This is a genomic window from uncultured Methylobacterium sp., from assembly GCF_964251405.1.
Taxonomy (GTDB): Bacteria; Pseudomonadota; Alphaproteobacteria; order Rhizobiales; family Beijerinckiaceae; genus Methylobacterium.
This window is the reverse complement of sequence record NZ_CAXUJR010000017.1, coordinates 24,530-48,685: the sequence shown is the minus strand read 5'-3', so window position 1 is coordinate 48,685 and position 24,156 is coordinate 24,530. Positions and strand designations below refer to the sequence as shown.

The 24,156-nt window shown below is 70.6% G+C and carries 16 protein-coding genes; 8 read left to right on the top strand and 8 right to left on the bottom strand.

The features are described 5' to 3' along the window. On the bottom strand, window positions 1–3,290 hold a 3,290-nt coding region (locus ACFE7U_RS05370), incomplete at its 3' end, for an ATP-binding protein (protein ID WP_375408701.1). Between the two features lie 445 nt (window positions 3,291–3,735). On the opposite strand from ACFE7U_RS05370, the gene ACFE7U_RS05365 reads away from it, so the two are divergent. Continuing rightward, window positions 3,736–5,406, top strand: a complete 1,671-nt coding sequence (locus ACFE7U_RS05365) for a methyl-accepting chemotaxis protein (protein ID WP_375408700.1) — start codon at window positions 3,736–3,738, stop codon at window positions 5,404–5,406. 126 nt (window positions 5,407–5,532) lie between these two features. Then, window positions 5,533–6,306 carry a DUF502 domain-containing protein gene (locus ACFE7U_RS05360; protein ID WP_375408699.1) on the top strand — a complete coding sequence of 258 codons (774 nt, stop codon included), beginning with the start codon at window positions 5,533–5,535 and terminating at the stop codon, window positions 6,304–6,306. Here the strand turns inward: ACFE7U_RS05360 and recG are convergent, their stop codons facing one another. Further along, window positions 6,307–8,526: an ATP-dependent DNA helicase RecG gene (recG, locus tag ACFE7U_RS05355; protein ID WP_375408698.1), complete on the bottom strand. Its 2,220-nt coding sequence runs from the start codon at window positions 8,524–8,526 to the stop codon at window positions 6,307–6,309. 171 nt (window positions 8,527–8,697) lie between these two features. Beyond that, window positions 8,698–10,413, bottom strand: coding sequence for a methyl-accepting chemotaxis protein (locus ACFE7U_RS05350; protein ID WP_375408697.1), 1,716 nt, complete (start codon window positions 10,411–10,413; stop codon window positions 8,698–8,700). A 280-nt stretch (window positions 10,414–10,693) separates the two neighbouring features. Here ACFE7U_RS05350 and ACFE7U_RS05345 point away from each other — a divergent pair, with 280 nt between their 5' ends. Both ACFE7U_RS05345 and mfd read left to right on the top strand, forming a co-directional pair. Continuing rightward, window positions 10,694–10,990, top strand: a complete 297-nt coding sequence (locus tag ACFE7U_RS05345; protein WP_375408696.1) for a succinate dehydrogenase assembly factor 2 — start codon at window positions 10,694–10,696, stop codon at window positions 10,988–10,990. 206 nt (window positions 10,991–11,196) lie between these two features. Next, entirely contained in the window at window positions 11,197–14,841 is a 3,645-nt protein-coding gene (mfd, locus tag ACFE7U_RS05340; protein WP_375408695.1) for a transcription-repair coupling factor, read from the top strand. Between the two features lie 93 nt (window positions 14,842–14,934). On the opposite strand, the gene ACFE7U_RS05335 is transcribed toward mfd, so the two are convergent. Further along, a complete protein-coding gene (locus ACFE7U_RS05335; RefSeq protein ID WP_375408703.1) occupies window positions 14,935–15,279 on the bottom strand; it encodes a hypothetical protein in 345 nt (114 codons plus the stop codon). Window positions 15,280–15,597: 318 nt separating this feature from the next. Beyond that, window positions 15,598–16,992 (bottom strand): AMP-binding protein, encoded by a 1,395-nt coding sequence (locus tag ACFE7U_RS05330; protein WP_375408694.1) that lies wholly within the window; start codon window positions 16,990–16,992, stop codon window positions 15,598–15,600. A gap of 105 nt (window positions 16,993–17,097) precedes the next feature. Here ACFE7U_RS05330 and ACFE7U_RS05325 point away from each other — a divergent pair, with 105 nt between their 5' ends. Continuing rightward, a complete protein-coding gene (locus ACFE7U_RS05325; RefSeq protein WP_375408693.1) occupies window positions 17,098–17,343 on the top strand; it encodes a hypothetical protein in 246 nt (81 codons plus the stop codon). Beyond that, window positions 17,343–18,146, top strand: a complete 804-nt coding sequence (locus ACFE7U_RS05320) for an invasion associated locus B family protein (RefSeq protein ID WP_375408692.1) — start codon at window positions 17,343–17,345, stop codon at window positions 18,144–18,146. Before ACFE7U_RS05325 ends, ACFE7U_RS05320 begins: the two co-directional genes overlap by 1 nt. 132 nt (window positions 18,147–18,278) lie before the next feature. On the opposite strand, the gene hspQ is transcribed toward ACFE7U_RS05320, so the two are convergent. After that, window positions 18,279–18,617: a heat shock protein HspQ gene (gene hspQ, locus ACFE7U_RS05315; protein ID WP_375408691.1), complete on the bottom strand. Its 339-nt coding sequence runs from the start codon at window positions 18,615–18,617 to the stop codon at window positions 18,279–18,281. A gap of 104 nt (window positions 18,618–18,721) precedes the next feature. Continuing rightward, window positions 18,722–19,774 carry an HpcH/HpaI aldolase/citrate lyase family protein gene (locus tag ACFE7U_RS05310; protein WP_375408690.1) on the bottom strand — a complete coding sequence of 351 codons (1,053 nt, stop codon included), beginning with the start codon at window positions 19,772–19,774 and terminating at the stop codon, window positions 18,722–18,724. 257 nt (window positions 19,775–20,031) lie between these two features. Here ACFE7U_RS05310 and ACFE7U_RS05305 point away from each other — a divergent pair, with 257 nt between their 5' ends. Beyond that, window positions 20,032–21,336, top strand: a complete 1,305-nt coding sequence (locus ACFE7U_RS05305) for a patatin-like phospholipase family protein (protein ID WP_375408689.1) — start codon at window positions 20,032–20,034, stop codon at window positions 21,334–21,336. 12 nt (window positions 21,337–21,348) lie between these two features. On the opposite strand, the gene ACFE7U_RS05300 is transcribed toward ACFE7U_RS05305, so the two are convergent. Then, the gene (locus ACFE7U_RS05300; RefSeq protein WP_375408688.1) at window positions 21,349–22,554 is read right to left on the bottom strand and encodes an FAD-dependent monooxygenase; all 1,206 of its coding nucleotides are present in this window, start codon (window positions 22,552–22,554) and stop codon (window positions 21,349–21,351) included. A 273-nt stretch (window positions 22,555–22,827) separates the two neighbouring features. Between ACFE7U_RS05300 and ACFE7U_RS05295 the strand changes: the two genes are divergently transcribed. Then, a partial coding sequence (locus ACFE7U_RS05295; RefSeq protein ID WP_375408687.1) for a GntP family permease occupies window positions 22,828–24,156 on the top strand: 1,329 nt, incomplete at its 3' end.

The window sequence follows — 24,156 nt, the reverse complement described above, 5'->3', positions numbered from 1 at the left end:
GCCTGTCTCGCCCAGGCGATCTCCGCGCGGACCTCGTCGAGCTTGCCGCAGCTCCCCGGCTCGTCGGGTGCGGGCGCGGTGCAGGCCTGTTCCAGCTCCCGGCAGAGGTCCGAGAGGCGGAGGAAGCCGAGGAGGCCCGCCGTCGAGACGAGGGTATGGGCGTCCTGCCCGATCGATGGCCACCCGTCCCCGCGCGGGTACTCCCCGCACGGATGCGACGCGAAGCGCCGGGCGAGCTCCAGATCGAACTTTCCCAGCATCAGGGCCAGGCGGTCGGGGCCGACGAGGTCCCCGAGATCGCCGAGCACGGCGGGGTCGTGCCGGACGCTCCGCACCAGGTCGGGCTCGGGCTCGGAGCCGGGGCCGGTCGCACGCGCGTGCATCCAATGCGCGACGACGTCCCTGAGGCGGGCCGGGACGAAGGGCTTGCCGACATGGTCGTCCATCCCGGCCGCCTTGCACAGGGCGATGTCGCGGGCCATCACGTTCGCCGTCATGGCGACGATCGGGAGCGATTCGAACGCCCCCCCGAGGCGGCGGATGCGCCGCGTCGCCTCGAGCCCGTCCATCACCGGCATCTGCACGTCCATCAGCACGAGGTCGTAGGGGGTCCGCACGACGGCCTCCAGGGCCGCCGCGCCGTCGGCGGCGACGTCGACGCCGTGGCCCCACTTCGCCAGCATCGCGACGGCCAGTTCCCGGTTCATCTCCACATCTTCGGCGAGCAGGATACGGGCGGGCCTCTGCGGCCCGGCGAGTGCGCCAGCGGTCTCGTGGTCCGGGGCCGCATCGTTCGCCGCGGCGACCGGGAGGGCGACGACGAACGAGAAGGCCGACCCCTTCCCCTCGGCGCTGTCGACCGAGATCGTGCCACCCATCATCTCGACCAGGCTCTTGCAGATCGAGAGCCCCAGCCCCGTCCCGCCGAACTGCCGGGCGGTGGAGCCGTCGACCTGGCTGAAGCGCTGGAACAGGCGGTGGTGCTTGTCCGCCGGGATGCCGATGCCCGTATCCGTCACGGTGAAGCGGACCCGGACCCGCCCGTCGGTCGCGCCCTCGCAGGCCACGGACAGCCGCACCTTGCCCTTGGCGGTGAACTTGACCGCATTGGAAAGCAGGTTCAGCACCACCTGCCGCAGCCGCGCCTCGTCACCCACCAGGGAGGCGGGCACGGCGGGGTCGACCTCAACCTGCAGGACGAGTCCCTTGGCGTCGGCTTCGCTGCGCAGGAGTGCCGCCGCCCCCTCGACGAGATCCCGCGGCGGGAACGGACCCGGGTCCAGCCCGAGGCCGCCGGCCTCCAGCTTCGACACGTCGAGAACATCGTTGACGATGGACAGGAGGTTGGCGCTGGCGTCCTGGACGAGGTGGGCGTAGCGGCGCAGCGTCGGGGTCCTGAGCTCCGGACTGTCGAGCAGCAGCCCGGAGAAGCCGATGATGCCGTTGAGGGGCGTGCGCAGCTCGTGGCTCATGCTGGCGAGGAACTCGCCCTTGGCGGCCGCGGCCGCCTCGGCCGCGTCCTTGGCGGACCGCAGCTCCTGCGCCTGCGCCTGGCGGTCGGTGACGTCGCGCACGGCGCTCACCACGCGCTCGGGCGCGCCGGTCGCGGGGTTGCGGATCAACCCGAACTTCGCTTCGACCCAGATGAAGGCCCCGTCCCTGCGCCGAAGCCGGTGGGTGCTGACCGCCTGGTCGCACGCGCCCTCCCGCAGGGCTCCGAGCATCGCGGAGAGATGCGCGACCTCATCGGGATGGACCAGCGTGAGAGGAGGCAGGCCCACGAGCTCCTCCGGGGCGTAGCCGAGAAGGTCGCGGCTCGCCGGCGACACGTAGTGCGGGCCGCCGTCGAGGCCGGTCATGACGACCATGTCGGTGACCGTGCGGGCGAGCAGGCTGTAGCGCGCCTCGCTGTCCTTGAAGGCCTCGTCGCTGCGCCGCCGCTGCGTGACGTCGGTATAGGTCCGCACCGCGCCGCCATCGGGCAGGGCGACGGTGCGGACCTCGAGGACGGTCCCATTCCGGCATTCGCGCTCGAAGACCGGCGCGCAGCGCGCGACGTCGTGCTCGTCGGACAGATGCGCCGATCCCGAGCCGGCGTGGTCGGCCTCGCCGTGGCGCAGCTGCGATTCGAGCTCCCTGCCGAAGGGGGGCCTCGCGGCCATCGCGGCCTCGTCGAGACCGAGGAGCTCGCGCGCGCGCCGGTTGCAGACCTGCACGGCGCCCTCGGCGTCGATCTCGATCAGCCCCTGGTCCATCGTGTCGAGGGTGTTCTGGAGGAGTCCGCTGGTGATGCGGGCGCTGCGCTCGGCCTCGCGCACCTGGAGGTCCGCGCGCTGGCGCCGACCGATCTCCCGCGCCAGGACCAGCAGGGCGAGGACAAGGACGAGGGTCAGCCCGCCGGCAACCGAGCCCTGGGTCCAGGCGGTCTTGCGCCATGCTCTGAGGGTGGTATCGCGCGACTGCGTCGCGCTGACATAGAGCGGGTAGGACGGCACGAAGCCGAGGGCGAGGACGCGCTCGACCCCGTCGGTGGACCCGATCGACCAGAACGGCTTGGTCTGCCGCGGCAGGATGTAGCGCTTGTAGTTTTCGGTGGCGGCGTAGTTCTTCCCGATGAGGGCCGGCACGTTCGGCGCCCGGACCAGCAAGGTCCCGTCGGCACGCCAGAGGGCCACCGTCGAACCGGCGCCGAGGTCGAGGGCGTCGTAGATCTCCTGGAACGCGGCGGGGTTGAGCAGGGCGACGACAGCGCCGCCGAAGGAGCCGTCCGCATTCGTGATCCGGCGGGCGAGCGGCAGGGCCGGGGTCCCGCTGATGCGGCCGACGATGGGCCGGCCGACGTGAAGGCCGGCATCGGGGTTCCGGCGCAGGGCCTCGACGTAGTCCCGGTCGGTCACGTCCACGGGCCGGGCCGGGTAGGCGGCCGCCTCGTGAGTCAGCCGGCCGTCCGCGTCGACGATGAGGAAGTTGTTGAGGTGCTTGGACTGGAGCATCCGGTCGCGTAGCGCCACGTGCACGACCTCCGGCGGAAGGCCGTCCATGCGCGACCCGATCAGCGAGACCACGGCCTGGAGGTAGGTGTCCACCGTCTCCAGCGTCCGGTCGGCGTGCTGTTCGAGGGCGCGGGTCGCGTTGGCCGTGTTGACCTCGGCGGCGTGGATCTCGTGCCCGTACTGCTGGTAGAGGTTGCTCGCCACCACGGCCGGGATGCCGAGCCCGACGACGAGGGCCGTGACCCTGATGCCGCGGCTCAGGTTCGGCAGGCCCTTCGAGAGTGACCGCTCCTGCATGGTCGGGCGCGCCTGCCTGTATGGGGACGGACGATCCGCCAGCGCTGCCCTCCTACCACGACGAGTTTAAGCACAATCCTAAAGGTCACCGAGGCTGGCTCGAAACACCACCGCTCCTGCATGCGGGCCGGCGGGGGCACGATCCTGGGGCATCGTTGCCGCCGAGATTCTGCGGCGGCGGAGGTCGTGACGATCGCGGCGGGTCCGGCCATCGATCGGCCCGGGATAGACTCGGCAAGCCACGCGAAGGGCCGCGCTGGAAGCATGCGATCCATAGCCGCCGCCGGAGCCGTGATGGACATGCATCGCCTCGTTCCTCGCTCTGTATTTGAGGCAGGGCGCCCGTGCATCGCCGGATGCGGTCAACCATAGCGGGTATTAGCCAAATCCTAAACGTTGCCGTTCATCCTGTCGCATCGGAAACCATCCCTTCAGGACCTGCGCGATGCGCTCGATCCAAGTCCGCGTGTTGGCCGCCATCGGGGCGCTCTTCGCCGCCCTCGTCCTGACAGGGGGGGTGGGCTGGTACGCGTCCAGCACCGCCAATTCCGGGATGGCGAGCATCTACGCCGAGCGCATCGTGCCGTTGCGCGACCTGAAGGTCGTGGCCGACATGTACGCGGTCAACATCGTCGACGCCTCGCACAAGGTGCGCAACGGCAATCAGACCTGGTCCGTGGGCCTGGGGGCGGTCGACGAGGCCGCGACCCGCATCCGGTCGACATGGTCCGCCTACGTGCCGGCCGTGCTCGATGCGCGCGAGCGGCGGCTCGTCGCCGAGGCCGAGACCGCCATGGGCCGCGCCGACGCGGCGATGGCCGAGCTCCTGGCCATCCTCCGCCGAACCGATGCGGTCGCGCTCGACCGCTTCGTCAAGGACGAGCTCTACCAGGCGATCGATCCCGTCAGCGAGGCCATCGGCCGGCTCATCGATCTGCAGATCGAGATCGCCGAATCCGTGCACGCGCGGTCCTCCTCCGCCTACGGGCTTGCCCGGCAGGTCGGTTTCGGCACTCTGATGCTCGGCCTCGCCGCGCTCGCCTTCGCGCTCTCGACGACCCTGCGGGGCGTCCTGCGCCCGCTGGCGGCCATCACCGACGCGATGCGGCGGATCGCCCGGGGAGACCTCGACCTCGCCGTGCCGGGACTCGGGCGCCGCGACGAGATCGGCGCGATGGCGGCGAGCGTGGAGGTGTTCCGGGACGGCCTCGTCGCGAAGCAGGCCGGCGACCGGGCACGGGCGATCGAGACCGAGGCCAAGACGGACCGCGCCGAGCGGCTGGACGGGATCACGAAGCGCTTCGAGGCCAACGTCGCGTCGCTGACCCAGGGGCTGGCGGGCGCGTCGGCCGAGATGGAGGCCACCGCGCGCGGCCTGACGGGCCTGGCCGAGGAGACCACGCGACAGACGGTGGTCGTGGCCGGTGCCGCCGCGGAGACGTCCGCCAACGTGCGGACGGTGGCGGCGGCGAGCGAGGAGATGTCGGCCTCGGTCGACGAGATCGTGGCGCAGGTCAGCCAATCCTCGCAGATCGCCGGGCAAGCCGTCGAGAACGCCAAGCGCACGGACGCCACGGTGCGGCGCCTGGCGACCACGGCCGAGCGCATCGGCAGCTTCGTGGCCGTGATCGCCGACATCGCCGCGCAGACCAACCTCCTGGCGCTCAACGCCACCATCGAGGCGGCGCGGGCCGGCGAGGCGGGCCGCGGCTTCGCGGTCGTCGCCTCTGAGGTAAAGGACCTCGCGGGCCAGACCTCCAAGGCGACAGCTGAGATCGGCGAGCGGATCACCGAGATCCGGGCGGCGACGCAGGAGGCGGTCACCGACATCGAGGGGATCGGCCGGACCATCGACGAGATGTCGCGCTACGCCGCCGCCATCGCGGCGGCCGTGGAGCAGCAAGGGGCTGCGACCCGGGAGATCACCCGCAACGTGCAGGAAGCCGCCCGGGGCACCGAGCAGGTGACGACCAACATCGCGGGGGTGCGCGAGGGCGCGAGCCAGACGGGCGCGGCCGCGTCCCGGGCGCTGAGCGCCGCCCAGGACCTGTCGCGTCACTCCGAGAGCCTGAGCCGGGAGCTCGGCGGCTTCCTCGCCGGCGTCAAGGAGGCCTGAATCCGGGGCCGGGCGACGAACCCGGCATCGGCGCGCCGATCGAGGCTCCGCTTGAGGTCGGGGGGCCGACTCGCTAACGCTTGTCGGGTGCCGGACCCGTCCTGGCCCCAGCGAGACATCAGCCCCGTGCGCGAAAAGGTCCTGCCGTTACCAGAGCCCGACCCGGCCGGCGTCCGTCCGCGCCTGAGCAAGCGCGGGCGCCTGCGCACCTATTTCCTCACCGGCATCATCGTCGCCGGTCCGCTCGCCATCACGACCTATCTCACCTGGTGGTTCATCAGCCTGATCGACAGCTGGGTGAAGCCGCTGGTGCCGGCGAGCTACCTGCCGGACCATTACCTGCCGTTCTCGATCCCCGGCCTCGGCCTCCTCATCGCCTTCCTGGCGGTGACGCTGCTCGGGTTCCTCACGGCCAACCTCGTCGGCCGCAGCGTGGTCGAGTTCGGCGAGGTGCTGCTCGCCCGCACCCCCGTCATCTCCGGGCTGTACAAGGGCCTGCGGCAGATCTTCGAGACCCTGTTCTCGGCCAACGGCACCTCGTTCCGCACAGTGGGGCTGGTGGAGTTCCCGGTGAAGGGCACCTGGTCGGTGGTGTTCGTCTCGGCGCCCGCCGGCCCCGACGTGCAGGCGGCTCTGGGCGAGGCGGGCGACCATGTCGGCGTGTTCCTGCCCTGCGCGCCCAACCCGACCACGGGCTTCTTCTTCTACCTGCCGCGGGCCGACATCCGCGAGGTGCCGATCAGCGTCGACGACGCCGCCAAGCTCGTGATGTCGGCGGGCGTGATCCAGCCCGAGGACCCGCAGGCCGGGCTCCAGGCGATGGCGGCGACCCTGCGCGCCGCGCAAGGCGACAAGGCGCTGGCCGTGCCCGCAGCGCAGCCGGAGAGGCAGGATGCCTGATCACCCAGCCCCCAGGAGCCGGATCGCGGCGTCCCGCTCGAACAGGTAGAGCAGCACCCGCAGGGCTCGGCCCCGCTCGCTCCTCAGGGCAGGATCGCGCTCGACGACGAGGCGGGCGTCGTCGCGGGCCACTTCCAGGAGATCGCCATCGGATTCGAGCCGCGCGAGGCGGAAGGCGGCGAGCCCCGACTGGCGGGTGCCGAGCACCTCGCCCTCGCCGCGCAGGCGCAGATCCTCCTCGGCGATCCGGAAGCCGTCCTCGGTCTCGCGCATCATCTCGAGGCGTGCCCGGGCGACCTGGCCGAGCGGCCCGCGATAGAGGAGGAGGCAGGTCGAGGCTTTTGCGCCGCGCCCGACCCGGCCGCGCAGCTGGTGGAGCTGGGCGAGCCCGAAGCGCTCGGCATGCTCGATCACCATGATGGTGGCCTGGGCCACGTCGACGCCGACTTCCACCACCGTGGTCGCCACCAGGATGCGGGTGTCGCCGGCCGCGAAGCGCTCCATGGCGGCGTCCTTCTCCGGCCCCGGCATCTTGCCGTGGATGAGCCCGACGACCGCGCCGAATTCGGCCTGCAGGTCGGCGAAGCGGTCTTCCGCCGCGGCGAGATCGACGTATTCGGATTCGGCCACCAGGGGGCAGATCCAGTAGACCTGCTCGCCCGCCTGCAGCGCCCGTCCGAGGCCGGCCACGACCTCGTCGAGGCGGTCGGTGGAGACGAGGCGAGTCGCGATCGGCCGGCGCCCAGCCGGCTTCTCGTCGAGCACCGAGACGTCCATATCGCCGAAGAAGGTCAGCGCCAGGGTGCGGGGGATCGGCGTCGCGGTCATGACGAGAATGTCCACGGCCTGCCCCTTGGCGCCGAGCGCCAGGCGCTGGTGGACGCCGAAGCGGTGCTGCTCGTCCACCACCGCGAGGCCGAGATCGCGAAAAGCGACGCTCTCCTGGAACAGCGCGTGGGTGCCGACCACGATGTCGACCTGTCCCTCGGCGAGGTCGGACAGCGTGGCCCGGCGCTCGGCGGCCCGGTCGCGGCCGGTGAGGAGGCGCAGGCGCAGGGGGCCGGCCATGGCGGTCAGGCGGTCGTGATGCTGCCGGGCCAGGATCTCGGTGGGCGCCATCAGGGCGGCCTGTCGCCCGGCCTCCACGGCGCTCGCCATGGCGAGCAGCGCCACCGCGGTCTTGCCCGAGCCGACATCGCCCTGGAGCAGGCGCAGCATGCGCCGGTCGGAGCCGAGATCGGCGCGGATCTCGCCGAGCGCGCGGGTCTGCGCCCCGGTGAGCGCGAAGGGGAGGGCCGCCTCGATCCGGCCCAAGAGCCCTCCGTCGCCGGCATTCTGGCGGCCGGGGCCGCGGCGGCTGCGGGCACGGGTGAGGGCGAGCGCCAGCTGCGAGGCCAGGAGCTCGTCATAGGCGAGCCGGCGTCTCGCGGGGGTGGCCGGCACGGTGCCGTCGGTCGCGACGGGGGGAGGTGGTCCGTCGGGCTTGTGCTCGGCGCGGAGCGCCTCGGCGAAGGCCGGCAGGCCGTTCTGCCTCAGCCAGGCCGGGTCCTGCCATTCGGGCAGCACCGGCAGGCGGTCGAGGGCGGCGTGGGCGAGCTTCGAGATCGCCCGCGAGGTCAGCCCCTCGGTGGCGCCGTAGACGGGCTCGACGGCGGGGAGGGCGGCGAACCCGGCCTCGTCGACGATGCGGGAGGGATGCACCATCTGGCGGTGCCCGTCCCAGAGGTCGATGCGCCCGGTGACGTAGCGGTGCGATCCCAGCGGCAGCATCTTCTCGACGCGGGGTGCTGGCATCCCGAAGAACACCAGGGTGATGTCGCCGGTGGGGTCCTCGACCAGCACCCGGTAGGGGCGCTTGCCCGGCCCTGCTTGAGGCGCCCGGTAACCCGTCACCGTGACGCCGACGGTGACCGGCTCGCCCGGCGGCGCCTCGCTGATCGAGCCCATGAGGCGGCGCGCCACCCCGCCCTGCGGCAGGTGGAACAGGAGGTCGATGATCCGGGCCGGGCGCTCGGGGGTGCCGAGAAGCCGCTCGATCATCGGCGCCATCTTGGGGCCGATGCCGGGCAGGCCGCGGGCTGGCGCGAAGAGCGGGTCGAGGAGGCTCGGGCGCAGGCTCGGAGCCTGATCCGATGAACGCGCGCCAGCGCTGCGGCCGCGTCCTTCGGCCAGGGCTGCGCCGGCGTCTTGGCTGTGGTCTTGGCTGTGGTCTTGGCTCATCGCGCTCGATTAGGGGACGGGCTGAAAGGCGGATGATACCTGGCTTGTGACCTTCACTATATCCCCGGACGACGATCAGGCGGGCGACGGCTCGCCGCAAGGTTCAGTGCCAGCGGTCCGTCCTTGGACGCCCTTATCCCGGGATCAGCGGATCATGTGCCCATCGCCCCCTCACGCAGCACGCACGGCGGCGAGGAACGAGGTGACCTCCTCGCCCATCCGCTCGGAATGGCGGGCCAGATCCCGAGCCGCGTCGAGCACCCGGCCGGAGGCGGCCTCGGTCTCCTCCGCGCCATCCTTGACGGCGGCGATGCTCACCGTCACCGCCTGCGTGCCCTGGGCGGCTTGGCCGACGTTGCGGACGATCTCCTGGGTCGCCGCACCCTGCTGGCTCATGGAGGCGGCGACGGTGTCGGCGATGGCGCTCATCTCGGCCACGGTCTGGCCGATGCCCCGAATGGCGGCCACGGCGCCCTGCGTCCCGTCCTGGATCAGGCCGATCTGGCGGGCGATGTCCTGGGTCGCCTGGGCCGTCTGCGAGGCGAGGTCCTTGACCTCGGCGGCGACGACGGCGAAGCCCCGGCCGGCAGGGCCGGCGCGCGCCGCCTCGATGGTGGCGTTGAGCGCGAGCAGGTTGGTCTGCTCGGCGATGGCCGAGATCAGGGCGACCACGGTGCCGATCGACTCGGCCTCGGTGGCGAGCGCCCGCACGGCGCCGTCGGTTCGGTTCGCGTCCTCCACCGAACGGGCCGCGATCTGCGACGAGCGCCCGACCTGAGCCTCGATCTCGGCGATCGAGGCGGACATCTCCTCGCTGGCGGCGGCGACCACCTGGACGTTGGTGGAGGTCTCCTCGGCCGCCGAGGCGACCACGACCGACTGCTCGCTGGCGCGCCGCGCGGTCCGGCTCATGGAGCCCGCCGTCGTCTCCATCTCGGCCGCCGCCGTGGAAAGGCCTTTCGTCAGGGTGGTGACGCTGGCCTCGAACCCGCGGGTGAGCCGGTCGAGGGCGTCGGCCCGGCGGGCCTTGGCATCGGCTTCCACGAGGGCGGCGGCATCCGCCTCGCGTTTGGCGATGAGGGCTTCGCGGAAGACCTGCACCGATCTCGCCATGGCGCCGACCTCGTCGCCACGGTCCGCGCCCGCGACCGGAGCGTCGAGATCGCCGTTGGAGAGGCGCGTCATCCGTGTGGTCAGGACACCGAGGGGAGCCGATACGGTGCGTGCCAGGAGGAAGGCGAGCGATCCCAGGACCAGCGCGGCCACGCCGATCTTCCAGCCAACCGTCATCATCTGCTCGCGCAGGATGGCGTCGATGTCGTCGACATAGATCCCGGCGCCGACGAAGAACCGCCATTCCGGGATGTCCTGGACGTAGGTGAGCTTGGGGAACGGCTCGGTGCCCTCGGCCTTCGGCGTCGCATATTCGAGGAAGCCGACTCCCGTCCGCGCGGCGGCGATGAGGTCGCGTACGATGAAGCGACCGCTGAACTTGTCCTTCACGTCGATCCGGTTGGTGCCCAGAAAGGCGGCCTTCGCGTGTGCGACGACGACGCCGTCGTAATCGTAGGAGAAGACGTAGTTGGTGCCGTCGAAGCGCGCGGCCTGCATCGCCTGGACCGCGAGGCGCCGGGCCTCGGTCTCGCTCAGCGTCCCCGCCTTCGCCAGGGCGACGTAGCTCTTCACCTGCGCGGCGACGACCTCCACGATGTGCCGGGTCTCGGAGCGCTTCTCGGCAACGATCGTTTCGCGGGTACTCGACAGGGACACGAGGGCCGTGAGGACCGCCGTGCAGATGCCCAGCGCGGTGACGAGATAGAACCGCCTCGCGATCGTCAGCGCGCGCAGACCGGTGGGAATACTGGCGGGAATCGAGAGCCGAGGCATTGGAGATCAGTCCGTCAGGGATGCCGCTTCGCGCCGCAAACCGGACAGCGGCCCACTACAGACTGCAGTCCAGACGTTAAAACGGCGTTCCGGTCCCTCCGCGCCCGGATCAGTTCATTCGCCTCGGATCGGCTGCTTTGGTTGACGTCGACGTTTCGGACCCCAGATCTTCGTCGCGATCGTCTCGGCAGGAGATGACCTTTCGGGACCAGCCGTCCGGCGAGGATTCTGGATCCTCTGGTCCTCGGATCCTCCGATCACAGGATACAGGCTCACCCGCATGTCCGGCACCACCCGCACCAGCGCCGACCTCGACCCGCGCCGCCGCCGCACCCTGTTCCGGGCCTGGCACCGGGGCATCCGCGAGATGGACCTGATCATGGGCCGCTTCGCCGACGCCGAGATCGGCACGTTCAGCGAGGTGGAGTTGACAGAGTTCGAGGCCCTGATCGAGGTGCCGGACCGCGACCTCTTCCGTTGGCTCACTGGCGAGGACGAGACGCCGCAGAACTACGATACCCCGCTATACCGCAGGCTCCAGGCATTCCATAAGCACGACGCGCCGATCCATAGCTGATCGGGGCCGATGCTCGGTCATCGCTCTCATTCTGAACGCATGTCATTCCGGCGCGCCGAAGGCGAACCCGGAACCCAGATCCGCAGGTAGCGCCGGCTGGACCACGACCCGAGGCTCTGGGTTCCGGGCTCTGCTTTGCAGCCCCGGAATGACCTGTGTCGAGGGAAGACCCCGCGCCCAAGACCTTGAGCAAACACCCCGATCCGATGGCAAAACCCCAGCCCAAACCGCCCGCACCCGCCCCGAAACCGCAGACCGCGCGCTTCGCCCTGCCGAAATCCGGCGCGCTCGCCCGGGCGATCGAGGCGTTGAAGCGCGGGACAAGCCCGACGCTCGCCAACGTTCCCGATGGCTTCGATGCCGTGGTCGTCGCCGACCTCGCCCGGGCGATGGGAGCCAGCGCCGAAGGTCCGGCGGTGCTGGTCCACGTGGCCCGCGATTCCGGGCGCTCGGCCGCCTTCCGCAGCGCGCTCGCCTTCGTCGCCCCCGAGATCGAGGCGATGAGCGTGCCGGCCTGGGATTGCCAGCCCTACGACCGCGTCGCGCCCAACTCCGCCATCGCCGCCGAGCGCATGACGGCACTCTCGCGCCTGACCCGGTCACGCTCGTCGGAGGAGCGCCCGCGCATCCTCTGCACGACGGTCAACGCCCTGGTGCAGCGCGTGCCCCCGCGCGACAAGATCGCGGTGGAGACCTTCTCGGCGGCGATCGGCAACGTGATGCCGATGGAGCGGGTGATCGCCTGGGTGGAGGCCAACGGCTTCCTGCGCACCGGCACCGTGCGCGAGACCGGCGAATATGCCCTGCGCGGCGGCATCCTCGACCTGTCGCCTCCGGGTCTGCCGAGCCCGATCCGCCTCGACTTCTTCGGCGACACGCTCGAATCGATCCGCACCTTCGATCCCGAGACCCAGCGCACCATCGGGCAGATGCGCTCCCTCGACCTCGTGCCGATGAGCGAGGTCCAGCTCACCACGGAGACGATCCGACGCTTCCGCCAGGGTTACGTCGCGCAGTTCGGCGCCGCCACCCGCGACGACCGGCTCTACGAGGCGGTGAGCGAGGGCCGGCGCTATGCCGGGCTCGAGCACTGGATGCCGCTGTTCTACGAGCGGCTCGACACCCTGTTCGATTATTGGGCCGGCGTGCCGATGGTGTTCGACCCGCAGGTCGAGGATGCGGCCGCCGAGCGCCTGTCGCTGATCCAGGATTATTACGATGCCCGCGCCGAGGCGATGAAGACGCCCCAATCGGGCGTCGCCCCCTACAAGCCCCTGAAACCCGACGCGCTGTATCTGAGCCCCAAGGAATGGGCGCAGCGGGTCGCCGCCGCGAGCGTCGCGCGGCTCTCGCCCTTCGACGTGCCGGAAGGGGAGGGGCGGCTCGTCATCGATTGCGAGGCGAAGCCCGGGCGCAGCTTCGCCCCCGAGCGCGCCGACGAATCGGCGAGCGTGTTCGACGCGGCGGTGGCGCACGTGAAGGATCTCCAGGCATCCGGTCATCACGTGATCCTTGGATCCTGGTCCGATGGGTCCCGTGACCGGCTCTGCGGCGTGCTGGCCGACCACGGCCTCAAGAAGCCGCTGCAGATCAACACCCTCGGCGCCGTGAACGCGCTGAAGCGCGGCAGCGACGTCGCCGTGGCGGTGTGGGGCCTGGAGGCCGGCTTCACCATCGACCGGCTCGCGGTGATCTCGGAGGGCGACATCCTCGGCGACCGGCTGGTGCGCCAGAAGCGCAAGGCCAAGCGACCGCAGGACATCATCCTGGAGGTGCAGGCGCTCCAGCCCGGGGACCTCGTGGTCCATGCCGACCACGGCATCGGCCGCTTCGTCGGCCTGAAGACCGTGACGGCGGCGGGCGCGCCGCACGACTGCCTGGAGCTTCAATATGCCGGCGGCCTCCTGCTGCTGCCGGTGGAGAACATCGAGCTTCTGACCCGCTACGGCTCCGAGGATGCGGAGGTGGCGCTCGACCGGCTCGGCGGCGGCGCCTGGCAGGCCCGCAAGGCCCGGATGAAGAAGCGCATCCTCGAGATGGCCGGCCAGCTCATCAGGGTCGCGGCCGAGCGCTTCGTGAAACAGGCCCCGCGCCTCGTGGCGCCGGAGGGCCTCTACGGCGAGTTCGCCGCGCGCTTCGTCTTCGACGAGACCGAGGACCAGGCCACCGCCATCGACGCGGTGCTCTCGGACCTCAACGAGGGCCGGCCGATGGATCGCCTCGTCTGCGGCGACGTCGGCTTCGGGAAGACCGAGGTGGCCCTGCGCGCCGCCTTCGCGGCGGCGATCTCGGGCAAGCAGGTCGCCGTGGTGGTGCCCACCACCTTGCTCGCGCGCCAGCACTACCGGACCTTCTCAGAGCGCTTCAAGGGCCTGCCCGTCGAGGTGGCGCAGGCCTCGCGCTTCGTCTCGGCCCAGGAGATGAAGCGGGTGCGCGAAGGCCTCGCCGCCGGCACCGTCGACATCGTGATCGGCACTCACGCGCTCCTCGCCAAGGCGATCACCTTCAAGGATCTCGGCCTCATCATCGTCGACGAGGAGCAGCATTTCGGCGTGGCCCACAAGGAGCGCCTGAAGAACCTCCAGGCGGACGTCCACGTCCTCACCCTCTCGGCGACGCCGATCCCGCGCACGCTCCAGCTCGCCATGACCGGGGTCCGCGAACTCTCGATCATCGCGACGCCGCCGGTGGATCGGCTCGCCGTGCGCACGTTCGTGACACCGTTCGATCCACTACTGATCCGCGAGGCCCTGCTGCGCGAGCGTTTCCGTGGAGGGCAGTCGTTCTACGTCGTGCCGCGCATCGAGGATCTCGCCGAGATCAAGCTGTTCCTCGACCGGGAGATGCCCGAGACCAAGGTCGCGGTGGCGCACGGCCAGATGGCGGCGGGCCAGTTGGAAGACGTGATGACGGCCTTCTACGAGGGCAAGTTCGACGTGCTGCTCTCGACCACCATCGTCGAATCGGGCCTCGACATCCCCACCGCCAACACGCTGATCGTCCACCGGGCCGACATGTTCGGGCTCGCCCAGCTCTATCAGCTGCGCGGCCGGGTCGGGCGCGCCAAGGCGCGGGCCTACGCGCTGTTCACGACGCCGGCCAACCGCACCCTCACGGTGCAGGCGGAGAAACGCCTCAAGGTGCTGCAGACCCTCGATACCCTCGGCGCCGGCTTCCAGTTGGCCTCCCACGACCTCGACATCCGGGGCGCCGGCAACCTGCTCGGCGATGCCCAGTCGGGTCACATCAAGGAGGTCGGCTACGAGCTCTACCAGCAGATGCTGGAGGATGCGGTCACCGCGCTGAAAGCCGGCATCGACGAGCCGGTGGAGGAGGCGTGGTCGCCCACCATCGCGCTCGGGGCCCCCGTCACGATCCCGGAGGACTACGTCGAGGACCTCACCGTGCGGCTCGGCCTCTACCGCCGCCTCTCGCAGATCGAGAACGATGCCGAGATGGAGAGCTTCGGGGCCGAGCTCATCGACCGGTTCGGGCCGCTGCCGCCCGAGGTGGAGCAGTTGCTGCGCATCGTCACGATCAAGATCCTGTGCCGCGACACCAATGTCGAGAAGGTCGAGGCCGGTCCGAAGGGCGTCGTCATCCATTTCCGCGATAAGTCGTACGCGAACCCGCAGGGCCTGGTGGCCTATGTGGCGGAGCAGGCGTCATTCGCGAAGGTGCGGCCCGACATGAGCATCGTGTTCATCCGCGAGCTGACCTCGATCCCCGAGCGGCTCAGCGTGACGACGACGATCCTGCGGAATCTGGCCAAGATCGCCAAGGGAGGAACCGCGAAAGGCAAGGCCGCGAAGGAAACGACGCCGGCCTTACCGGGCAGGAAGGCCGGATAGGCAAGCACACCGTCTTTCCCGGACGCCCGAAGCGACAGCGCAGGGTGATCCGGGACCCGCCCAATAACACCCCGCGCCGGCGGGCTCGGATTGCTACAGGTCCGGCTCGTTCAGCACGTAGGGCCCGATCCGGCTCTGCAGGTCGATGGCGCCACCGGATTGCCCGGCAAGGGCCTCGTCGACGATGATGACCGGGATACCGGCACGCCGCATCTGGTCGCGCAGGCGGTGGGCCAAGGCCGCGTAGGCCGGGTTGGAACGGGACGATGTCTGGAGGAGGACGGCGGCGGGGCGACTGATCACCGCCAGGACGTCGTCGGCCGCTTCCAGCGACGCCGTGACGCTGGCGTAGCCGAGCTCGGCCAGATCTCCGGCCAAGGAGTGATCGATGGCGCGGTGACCATCATCGACGACCAGCACTTGTTGCAGCGCACCCATAGCCACGAGACGTATTCCATCGACCGCCCCATGAAAAGGGACACGTGTGACAACACACATGGCCACGTTCGGTTCGCCGACCATCTTTCGAAACATAAGATAGCGTCGCGGCGGTGGACCAGGGGGAGTTCGGCGGGGACGAGGTGGGACCTGGGTTGCCGAGGCGGGTGAGGCAGTGTCCGCAAACTCCTGTTAACGTTTTGTTAACCTCCTATCATCGCCCGTCGCCGGGTGGGCTCGAGCGGTGTCATTCGCCAAGGCGATCCTCCCTCCAGGAGGCGCCGGAATTTTTCTGCGAATTTGTGGACAGGTCGCTCGTCAAGGCTGCTCGACAGCCGTCAAGGCGGTGGCGCGACCTGCCAGGACGGTCGTACGGAAGCGCGATTCGGACCAGTCCTCGGCGCTTTTCTCAAGATTGCTGCCGCGTTGCAGCAGCGTGATTCGGCAAGCCTCGCCCCGGAATGCGAGGCGTCCGGCCTCGTCGGCGCAGATCGCCATCAGCGATTCGGGCAGCCGTGCCCGCTCGGGATCGGCGAGGGTCCGGACGACGTCGTCAGTTCCACGGGTGCCCGACAGGAGCGCGATCTCGTCGAAGGCGACCACGTCCACCACCGGGTAGGATCTCGCGGCGTTCAGGTGCCGGGTGGGAAAGCGCGACGGCGCCCGGTGTGCGAGAGTGAGCGAGCGCAGGGTCTCGGGCAGGCGGCTCGCCGCGAGGTTCCGCTCGAGGCCAGCGGGTGCCACGAGATGGGTCGGCAACGGCCGGGCCAGGGTCTCGGCAAAGGCGTGGGCGCCGAAGGCCGGCAGGGTTTCCAGGCTGGCGCCGCACGTCAAGGCCGCTCCGAGGCCGGTGACCACGGCGCGCAGGTCGCTGAGCGGAAGCAGGCTCAGGATGCGGTCGCCCGGCAGGATGCCGGTCCTCGTCCGGTGCAGGGCGATCGCCGCCAGGAGGGCCTGTGTCGAGCGATGGACGGGGCGCGAGGGATCGCCCCCGGCGAAGCTGACGAGTCCGCCGCCGGTATCGACGGCGAACGGCCCGCCGCCGGTATCGAGCGCCATGCCGTCGAGGCTGATGACTCCGTCCGGGACGTCGGGACCGAAGGCGGCGAGGTAGCGCAGGCCGAAATAGCGCAGCGCGACCCGGCGCATGGTCTCGGCCGGGGCGGCATCGCCGGCCTGGGCCTGGCACAGGATGGCGGTGATCCCGGCCGCCTGGACGGCGGTGACGAGGTCGTCCTCGCTCCAGGCCGGAGGCAGCAGGCAAGGGCTATGGCCCGCCGCCTCGATGGCCAGATAGGCGACGACGCTCTCGGCGCCGCCCCCGAGGAAAAGGCCGATGCGGCTCGCGCGCGGAAGGCGCCAGCTGCGCAGGCCGTTGGCGAGGCGAGCCACGATCTCGGCGGCGGCGGCGTAGGTCCAGGTGATCGGCGGGCGCCTGCTCCAGGCGCGCTTGTCGGCCGGATCGATCAGCGCGATGCGACCGGGATGGACGTAGGCAGTCTCGGCGAGGAGGGCGCACAGGCCCGAGCGGCCGGACGGAGCGGGACCCGGCTCGGGGACGGATTCGGATGCCTTCGGCTCTTCGCCCGCTGTCGAGCCCAGTGCTTGGCCCGGTGGCTGGACCGGACGGACGCGCGGCGGCGGGGCCTCGGCCGCAGCCGGAACCCGACGGGCCGAAGACGGGGCGCGGTCGCGGGCGGTCGTGCTGGTCACGGGTTGCGCCGACACCTTTCCCTCGCTCCGGAGATGACGCTCCGTAATGAAGCCTTAGGGTTAAGCGCGGCTTAACGAGGCACCGCCCCCCTTGCGGGCGGCCGGATGCTGGGCCAGGAACGGCGCTGGTGTCATGTCTTCGCCGCATTCGGGAGGAAAGCAGGCCGCCCGCTCGTCCGGGCGTTCTTCCAGGACAGCGCACAGTCATCGTTGCGCATCCGTTCGGCGCGAGGGTGGTCCGGGCCGCCGTGGGCCACCGTCACCCGCGCCGCGATCGAACCGCGTTCCGTCCTGCACGCCATCCTGCACGCGATGTCGCGCCGCTTCATCATCCAAGGGGTCCAGAGCTGATGTCCTTCGCCAACCGTCCCGCGCGCCCGCTGCGCATCGCCGCCATCCTCGCCCTGGCGGGGCTCACAGGTTCGGCGGGCCTTGCCGGCCCGGCCCTGGCCCAGACCCCCCAGCCCAAGGGCAAGCCGGCGGCCCCCACCGCCCCCGCGCCCACCGCCCCGACCCAGACCCCGGCAGCTCAGACCCCCGCCGCCCAGACGGGGCCGCAGACCGTCACGGTGAAGTCGGAGCCCTCGCAGACGGAGTGGACCAAGGTCTGCGGCAAGGATCAGGGCAGCGGCACCGACGTCTGCTACACCACCCGCGACTTCGTCTCCGACCAGGGCCAGCCGGTCCTGGCGGTCGCCGTCTACGACATGAAGAACCCGCAGACGAAGCAGGAGGTGCGCGTGGTGCGCTACCTGATGCCGCTCGGCCTGCTGCTGCAGCCCGGCATCCGCTTCACCATCGACGGCCAGCAGGGCACGCCGGGCAAGTTCGCGGTGTGCTTCCCCAACGGCTGCTTCGCGGAGGCCGGCAACGTCCCCAACGAGCTCGTCAACGCGATGAAGAAGGGCACGCTCCTCAACGTCAGCGTCCAGAACCAGACCCAGCGCGAGGTCACCTTCGCGGTGCCGCTCGCCGGTTTCGGCAAGGCCTTCGACGGCCCGGCCATGGACCCGAAGGTACTCGAGGAGCAGCAGAAGAAGCTTCAGGCCGAGCTCGAGAAGCGCAGCGACGACATGCGCAAGAAGCTCGAGCAGCAGGGCGCCGCGGGCGGAACTGCGGCGACTCCGGCCCCGGCGGCCGCGCCGAAGCCCTGATGGGCTGAGGCTTCCGAAGCGAGACGAGGCCGGGCGATCGCCCGGCCTTTTTCGTCATGGGTCCAAACCTTCCGCAAGCCAGCGCAAGACGCCGCAAAGCGTCCGGAACTCTTGCTGCCGGCCCAACGCTCCTCAATTCGCGTGGCGCTCGCGCATGCGATACCCGCCGTCCGAGTCACGCTCGAAGACCTCGGCGATGCCGGCGTGGCGCAGGGCCTCACCTGAGGTGTCGGGCACGAGGTTCTGCTCCGAGACGTAGGCGACGTACTCGCTCTCGGCGTTCTCGGCGAGGAGATGATAGAACGGCTGGTCCTTGCGCGGCCGTACCTCCTCGGGGATCGCCAGCCACCATTCCTCGGTGTTGTCGAAGACCGGGTCGACGTCGAAGACGACGCCGCGGAACGGGTAGATCCGGTGGCGCACCACGGATCCGAGGCTGAACTTGGCTTTGCGCATCTGCGGAGCGGTCATGGTCGTGTCGGTCATGGGAGGGAGATAAGGCGCCGGGCGCGCCATGTCATCGTGTGAACCTGTCATCGCCCGGCGCAGGGGGCATCACCCCAGGTTATAGGTCGTCAGCCGAGTTGATAGGTCTTGGCGAGATCCGGGTCCTTGTCGGCCACGAGCCGGGCGAGGTCGACGATGACCTTGGCCTGCTTCCAGGTGGCGTCGTCCTGCATCTTGCCGTCGAGCATCACCGCGCCGGTGCCGTCGGGCATCGCCTCGACGATCCTGACCGCGAAGGCGACCTCGGCCGGATCGGGGGCGAAGACCCGCTTGGCGATGGCCACCTGGTTCGGATGGAGCGTCCAGGCCCCGGCGCAGCCCATCAGGAAGGCGTTGCGGAACTGGGCCTCGCAGGCCTCGCCGTCGGAGAAGTCGCCAAACGGGCCGTAGAAGGCCTTGAGCCCGTTGGCCATGCAGGCATCGACCATCTTGGCGATCGTGTAGTGCCAGAGGTCCTGCTGGGCGCTCGCCCTCGCGGCGCCGTCCGTGGTCGGGTCGGCGACGACGCGGTAATCCGGGTGGCCGCCGCCGACGCGGGTGGTCTTCATGCCGCGCGACGCCGCGAGATCGGCCGGGCCGAGGCTCATGCCGTGCATGCGCGGGGAGGCGCTGGCGATGGCGTCGACATTGGCGACGCCCTCGGCCGTCTCCAGGATGGCGTGGACGAGGATCGGCTTTCCGACGCCGTGCTTCGCCTCCAACTGCGCGAGCAGCTGGTCGATGTAGTGGATGTCCCAGGGGCCCTCGACCTTGGGCACCATCACCACGTCGAGCTTGTCCCCGACTTGCGCCACGATCTCGAACAGGTCGTCGAGAATCCAGGGGGAGTTCAGGGCGTTGATGCGGGTCCACAAGCCGGTGCCGCTGGCGGCGAAGTCGGTGGCCTGCGCCATCGCCACGAAGCCCTTGCGCGCGGCTTCCTTCTGGTCGACCGGGACCGCGTCCTCGAGGTTGCCGAGCACCACGTCGACGCTCAACGCGAGCTCCGGCACGCGGGCACGGACCTTGTCGTTGTGGGGCGGCACGAAGTGGATCATCCGCTCGAGCTTGACGGGCAAATCGCGAAACGGGGCCGGCGCGCCGGTGGCGAGCGGCTGGAAGAAGCGGCGCGGCAGTTTCATCGGGATCTCGAAGCTCCGTTGAGGAAACGCGCGACGGACGCGCCCTGGACCGGCGGTTAGGCAAGGCCGCGCCTACGGTCAACAAGGCTGCGCCTGCGGTCAACTCGGTCGCCAGACACGGTTGCGTTGAGCAGGCCGGGGTGCGTGGTCGCACGCGCGACGCTGCGAATACGGACGACGCCGAACGGAACGCGGAACGGGTCCGCCCCGATGGCGTTTTGCGACTGAGGCGGTATTCAAAATTAGGACGAGACGGCATGTCCGGATCGATCAAGGGGCGCTCCTTCCTGCGCACGGCCGTCTTCCCACGCGCCGCCGCCTTCCTGAGTACCGTCGTCCTGGGCCTCACCCTCCCGCTCTTCGGCCTGCCTCACTCCGCAGCTCGGGCCGGACCGGCCATCGAGCGCCATAAACTGGCCGACCGCCAGAAGCTACCCGACCGCCCCACCTTCACGGCCGGGGATGCGGCCGATGCCCGCCCGGAAGGGTTGTCGGGGGTGCGGATCGCCGGCGACGACCCGGCTGCCTTCCAGGCTCTCGTCGACGACGCCTCCCAGGCCTCCGAGCCGTGGCTCGTCATCTCCGGCGGCGGCGAGAACGGTGCCTTCGCGGCCGGCCTCCTCAACGGCTGGAGCGAGGCCGGCGACCGGCCCGCCTTCGGCGTGATCACCGGCGTCAGCACGGGGGCGATGATCGCGCCCTTCGCCTTCGTCGGCGCGAGCGAGGATGGCGTGCTCGCCAGGGCCTATACCGAGGTCTCGGCCGCCGACGTGTTCGAGTTCGGAGCCACGCCCGAATCCCTCACCGATACCTGGCCGCTCAAGCGCCGCATCGAGCGCTCGGTGACGCCCGAGCTCCTGAAGGCCGTTGCGGCCGAGCATGCCAAGGGCCGGCGCCTGCTGGTCGCCACCACCGCGGTCGACAGCGAACGTCCGGTCCTGTGGGACATGGGTGCCATCGCGAGCGACGGCGGCCCACGGGCGCTCGCGCTGTTCCGCTCGGTGATCCTCGCCTCCTCGGCGGTGCCCGGCGTGTTTCCGCCCGTGCTGATCGAGGCGCGGGGGCCGGACGGCAGGACGTTCCAGGAGATGCACGACGACGGCGGCACCATGGCGCCGTTCTACCTCGCCCCGGAACCGGCCCTCGTCGGGCAGGGCAGGGAGCTGGTGCGGCTGCCGACCAGGTCGGTCTATCTCGTGATCAACAACCGGCTCGCCCCAAACTTCCAGATGGCCTCGCGCACCACCCTGAGCGTGCTCGGCCGCTCGATGTCGGCGGCGATCAAGGCGCAGACCCGCACCGCGCTGGCGCTGGCGCGGGCCTTCGCGGATCGTAGCGGCATCGACCTCAGGGTCGCGCAGATCGACGGGCGCTTCACGGCGACGAGCACCGTGCCCTTCGAGGGGCGCTACATGCAGGCCCTGTTCGCCCATGGGGCGAAGCTCGGCCGGTCCGGAACGGCCTTCGAGCACGAGCCGGAGGGCGGTGTCGCGACAGGCTCGCTGCATACGCCGATGCGTCAGAACCGGGCGGAGGCGACGCCGGACGTGGCCGGCCGCTGACCTCCGGCAGTCTCATCCCCGGCGCATCAGCGCTGGCGCCCCGATCCGCGGCAGCACGCCCTCGCGCATGACGAGGCGGCGCAACGGGGCGATCGTCGTCATGGCGATGAGGCCGAGGCCGCGCAGGGCATCCACCGGCACGAGGCCGCTGAGCAGGGAGCGGTTGAGGGTGTCAACCGCCGCGGTGCGCAGGCGCGCGTCGAGGGAGCGCGAGCGGGCGAACCCCGCCAGAGCCTGACGCGAGCCGGGATCGCGGCGATCGTTGCGGGCCGCCAGCACCGCATCTCGAAGGGCCGCCGCATCGCGTAGACCGAGGTTCAGTCCCTGCGCGCCGATCGGCGGGAAGAGGTGGGCGGCCTCGCCCACCAGGGCGAGGCGGTCCGCCACCGGGCTCGCCACGGAGAGGCCGCGCATCGGCACGAGACCGCGCGGCCCGTCGATGCGCATGGCGCCGAGCATCGCCTGGGCCTGGTCCTCGATCGCGCGGGCCAGACCTGCATCGTCGAGTTCGGAGAGTCGGCGCGCCGCGGTCTCGCCGGTCACCCAGACCAAGCTGGAGCGATGGCCGCCCGGCAACGGCACCAGGGTGAAGGGTCCCTGCCTCGTGTGGAACTCGGTGGAGACGTCCCGGTGCGGCCGGTCGTGGGCCAGGAGCGTGGTGATCGCCGCCTGAGGGTAGGACCACGACCGTTCCCTGACGCCCGCGGCCTTGCGCATGGCGGAGCGGCCGCCATCGGCTCCGACGACGAGGCGGGCGCTCACGCCCTCCCCATCCGCGAGGCGCACGGTGGCGGCATCGGCCGCCTGCTCCAGGCCCGCCGCGTCGGCCTCGATCAGGGTGAGGTTGGGAGCAGCGCGGGCCGCTTCCCGCAGGGAGGCGACGAGGCGGGCGCTCTCGACGTTCCAGCCGAAGGCGTCGAGACCGATCTCGGAGGCGACGAAGCGGGCCGGCGGCGGCCGGAACAGGCTCCCCGTATCGTCGACGATGTGGAGCTCGGCCAGCGGCGCAGCGTGGAGGGCGACGGCCGCCCAGGCGCCGAGCGCCTCGAGGAAGCGCACCGACCCGTCGAGGAGCGCCACCGTGCGCCCGTCGGGATGAGCGCCGTGGCGCCCGACCAGCGCCGTCGCGACTCCGTCTCGGGCCAGCGCCAGGGCGGCCGAGAGGCCAGCGGCGCCGGCACCGACCACGCAGACCTCGTAGCGGGGAGGGGATGTCATCGGCTTGGCCTCTCACCTGAACGCACTTCCCTCCCCCTTGCGGGGAGGGATCGAGGGTGGGGGTGGCGGGGTGACCCTGCTGCGGAGGCTAGCGGAACCACCCCGACCCCTTACCCCTCCCCGCAGGGGGAGGGGAGGTGCTAATCCTACAGATGTCCTTCCCCGGCTCGCTTCAACCCCGGGATTCCGCGGCATCCTCGCCCTCTCTCACGCAACCCTCACGGCGACGCTTCGTTACGCCTCGACGAACACCCGTGAACAGGAGTGCGAACCGTGAGCCTCGCCATCGCGCTCCTCGCCCTCGGCTTCCTGATGCTGGTGGCCTATCGCGGCTTCAGCGTCATCCTGTTCGCCCCGGTGGCTGCCCTCGGCGCCGTGCTGCTGACCGACCCCTCGGCCGTGCTCCCCGTCTTCTCCGGGCTGTTCATGGACAAGCTCGTCGGTTTCGTGAAGCTGTACCTGCCGGTGTTCCTGCTCGGGGCCGTGTTCGGCAAGGTCATCGAGCTGTCGGGCTTTTCGCGCTCCATCGTCACCGCCGTCATCGACCTCGTGGGCGCGCGGCGGGCCGTGCTCTCCATCGTCCTAGTGTGCAACCTGCTCACCTATGGCGGCGTCTCGCTCTTCGTCGTGGTGTTCGCGGTCTATCCCTTCGCCGCAGAGGCGTTCCGCCTCAGCGAGATTCCGAAGCGCCTCATCCCCGGTACCATCGCTCTGGGCGCGTTCTCCTACACTATGGACGCGCTGCCGGGCACGCCGCAGATCCAGAACATCATCCCCACCACCTTCTTCGGCACCAACACCTGGGCCGCCCCCTGGCTCGGGCTGATCGGCGCCGCCTTCATCCTCGTGCTCGGCGTCACCTATCTGGACTGGCGCATCGCCAGCGCGAAACGCAAGGGCGAGGGCTACGGCGAGGGCCATGCCAACGAGCCCGCCCCGGTCGCCGCGGAGGGGCTGGCGCATCCGGCCATCGCCCTGCTGCCGCTGGTGGTGGTGGGCCTCGCCAACCTCGCCTTCACGGCGCTGATCCCGCGCCTCTACGGCGAGAAGGTCGAGACGATGCTGGCCGGCCTCGACAAGCCGATCGTGACGACGACGACGCAGGTCACGGCGATCTGGGCGGTGGAGCTGGCGCTGCTCGCCGGCATCCTCGCGGTGTTCGCCTTCGCCTGGAAGCCGGTGGCCTCCGGATTCGCGGAGGGCAGCAAGGCGGCGGTGGCGGGCTCCCTGCTCGCCGCCCTCAACACCGCCTCCGAATACGGCTTCGGCGCCGTCATCGCGGCCCTGCCGGGCTTCCTCGCCATCCGCGAGACTCTGGCCGCCATCCCCAACCCGCTGATCAACGAGGCGGTCACGGTGACGGCGCTCGCCGGCATCACCGGCTCGGCCTCGGGCGGCCTCAGCATCGCGCTGGCCGCGATGTCGGGCACCTTCATCGCGGCGGCCGAGGCCGCTCAGATCCCCATGGAGGTGCTCCACCGCGTCGCCGCCATGGCGAGCGGCGGCATGGACACGCTCCCCCATAACGGCGCCGTCATCACCCTGCTGGCGGTGACCGGCCTCACCCACCGGCAGTCCTACGTCGACATCTTCGCGATCACG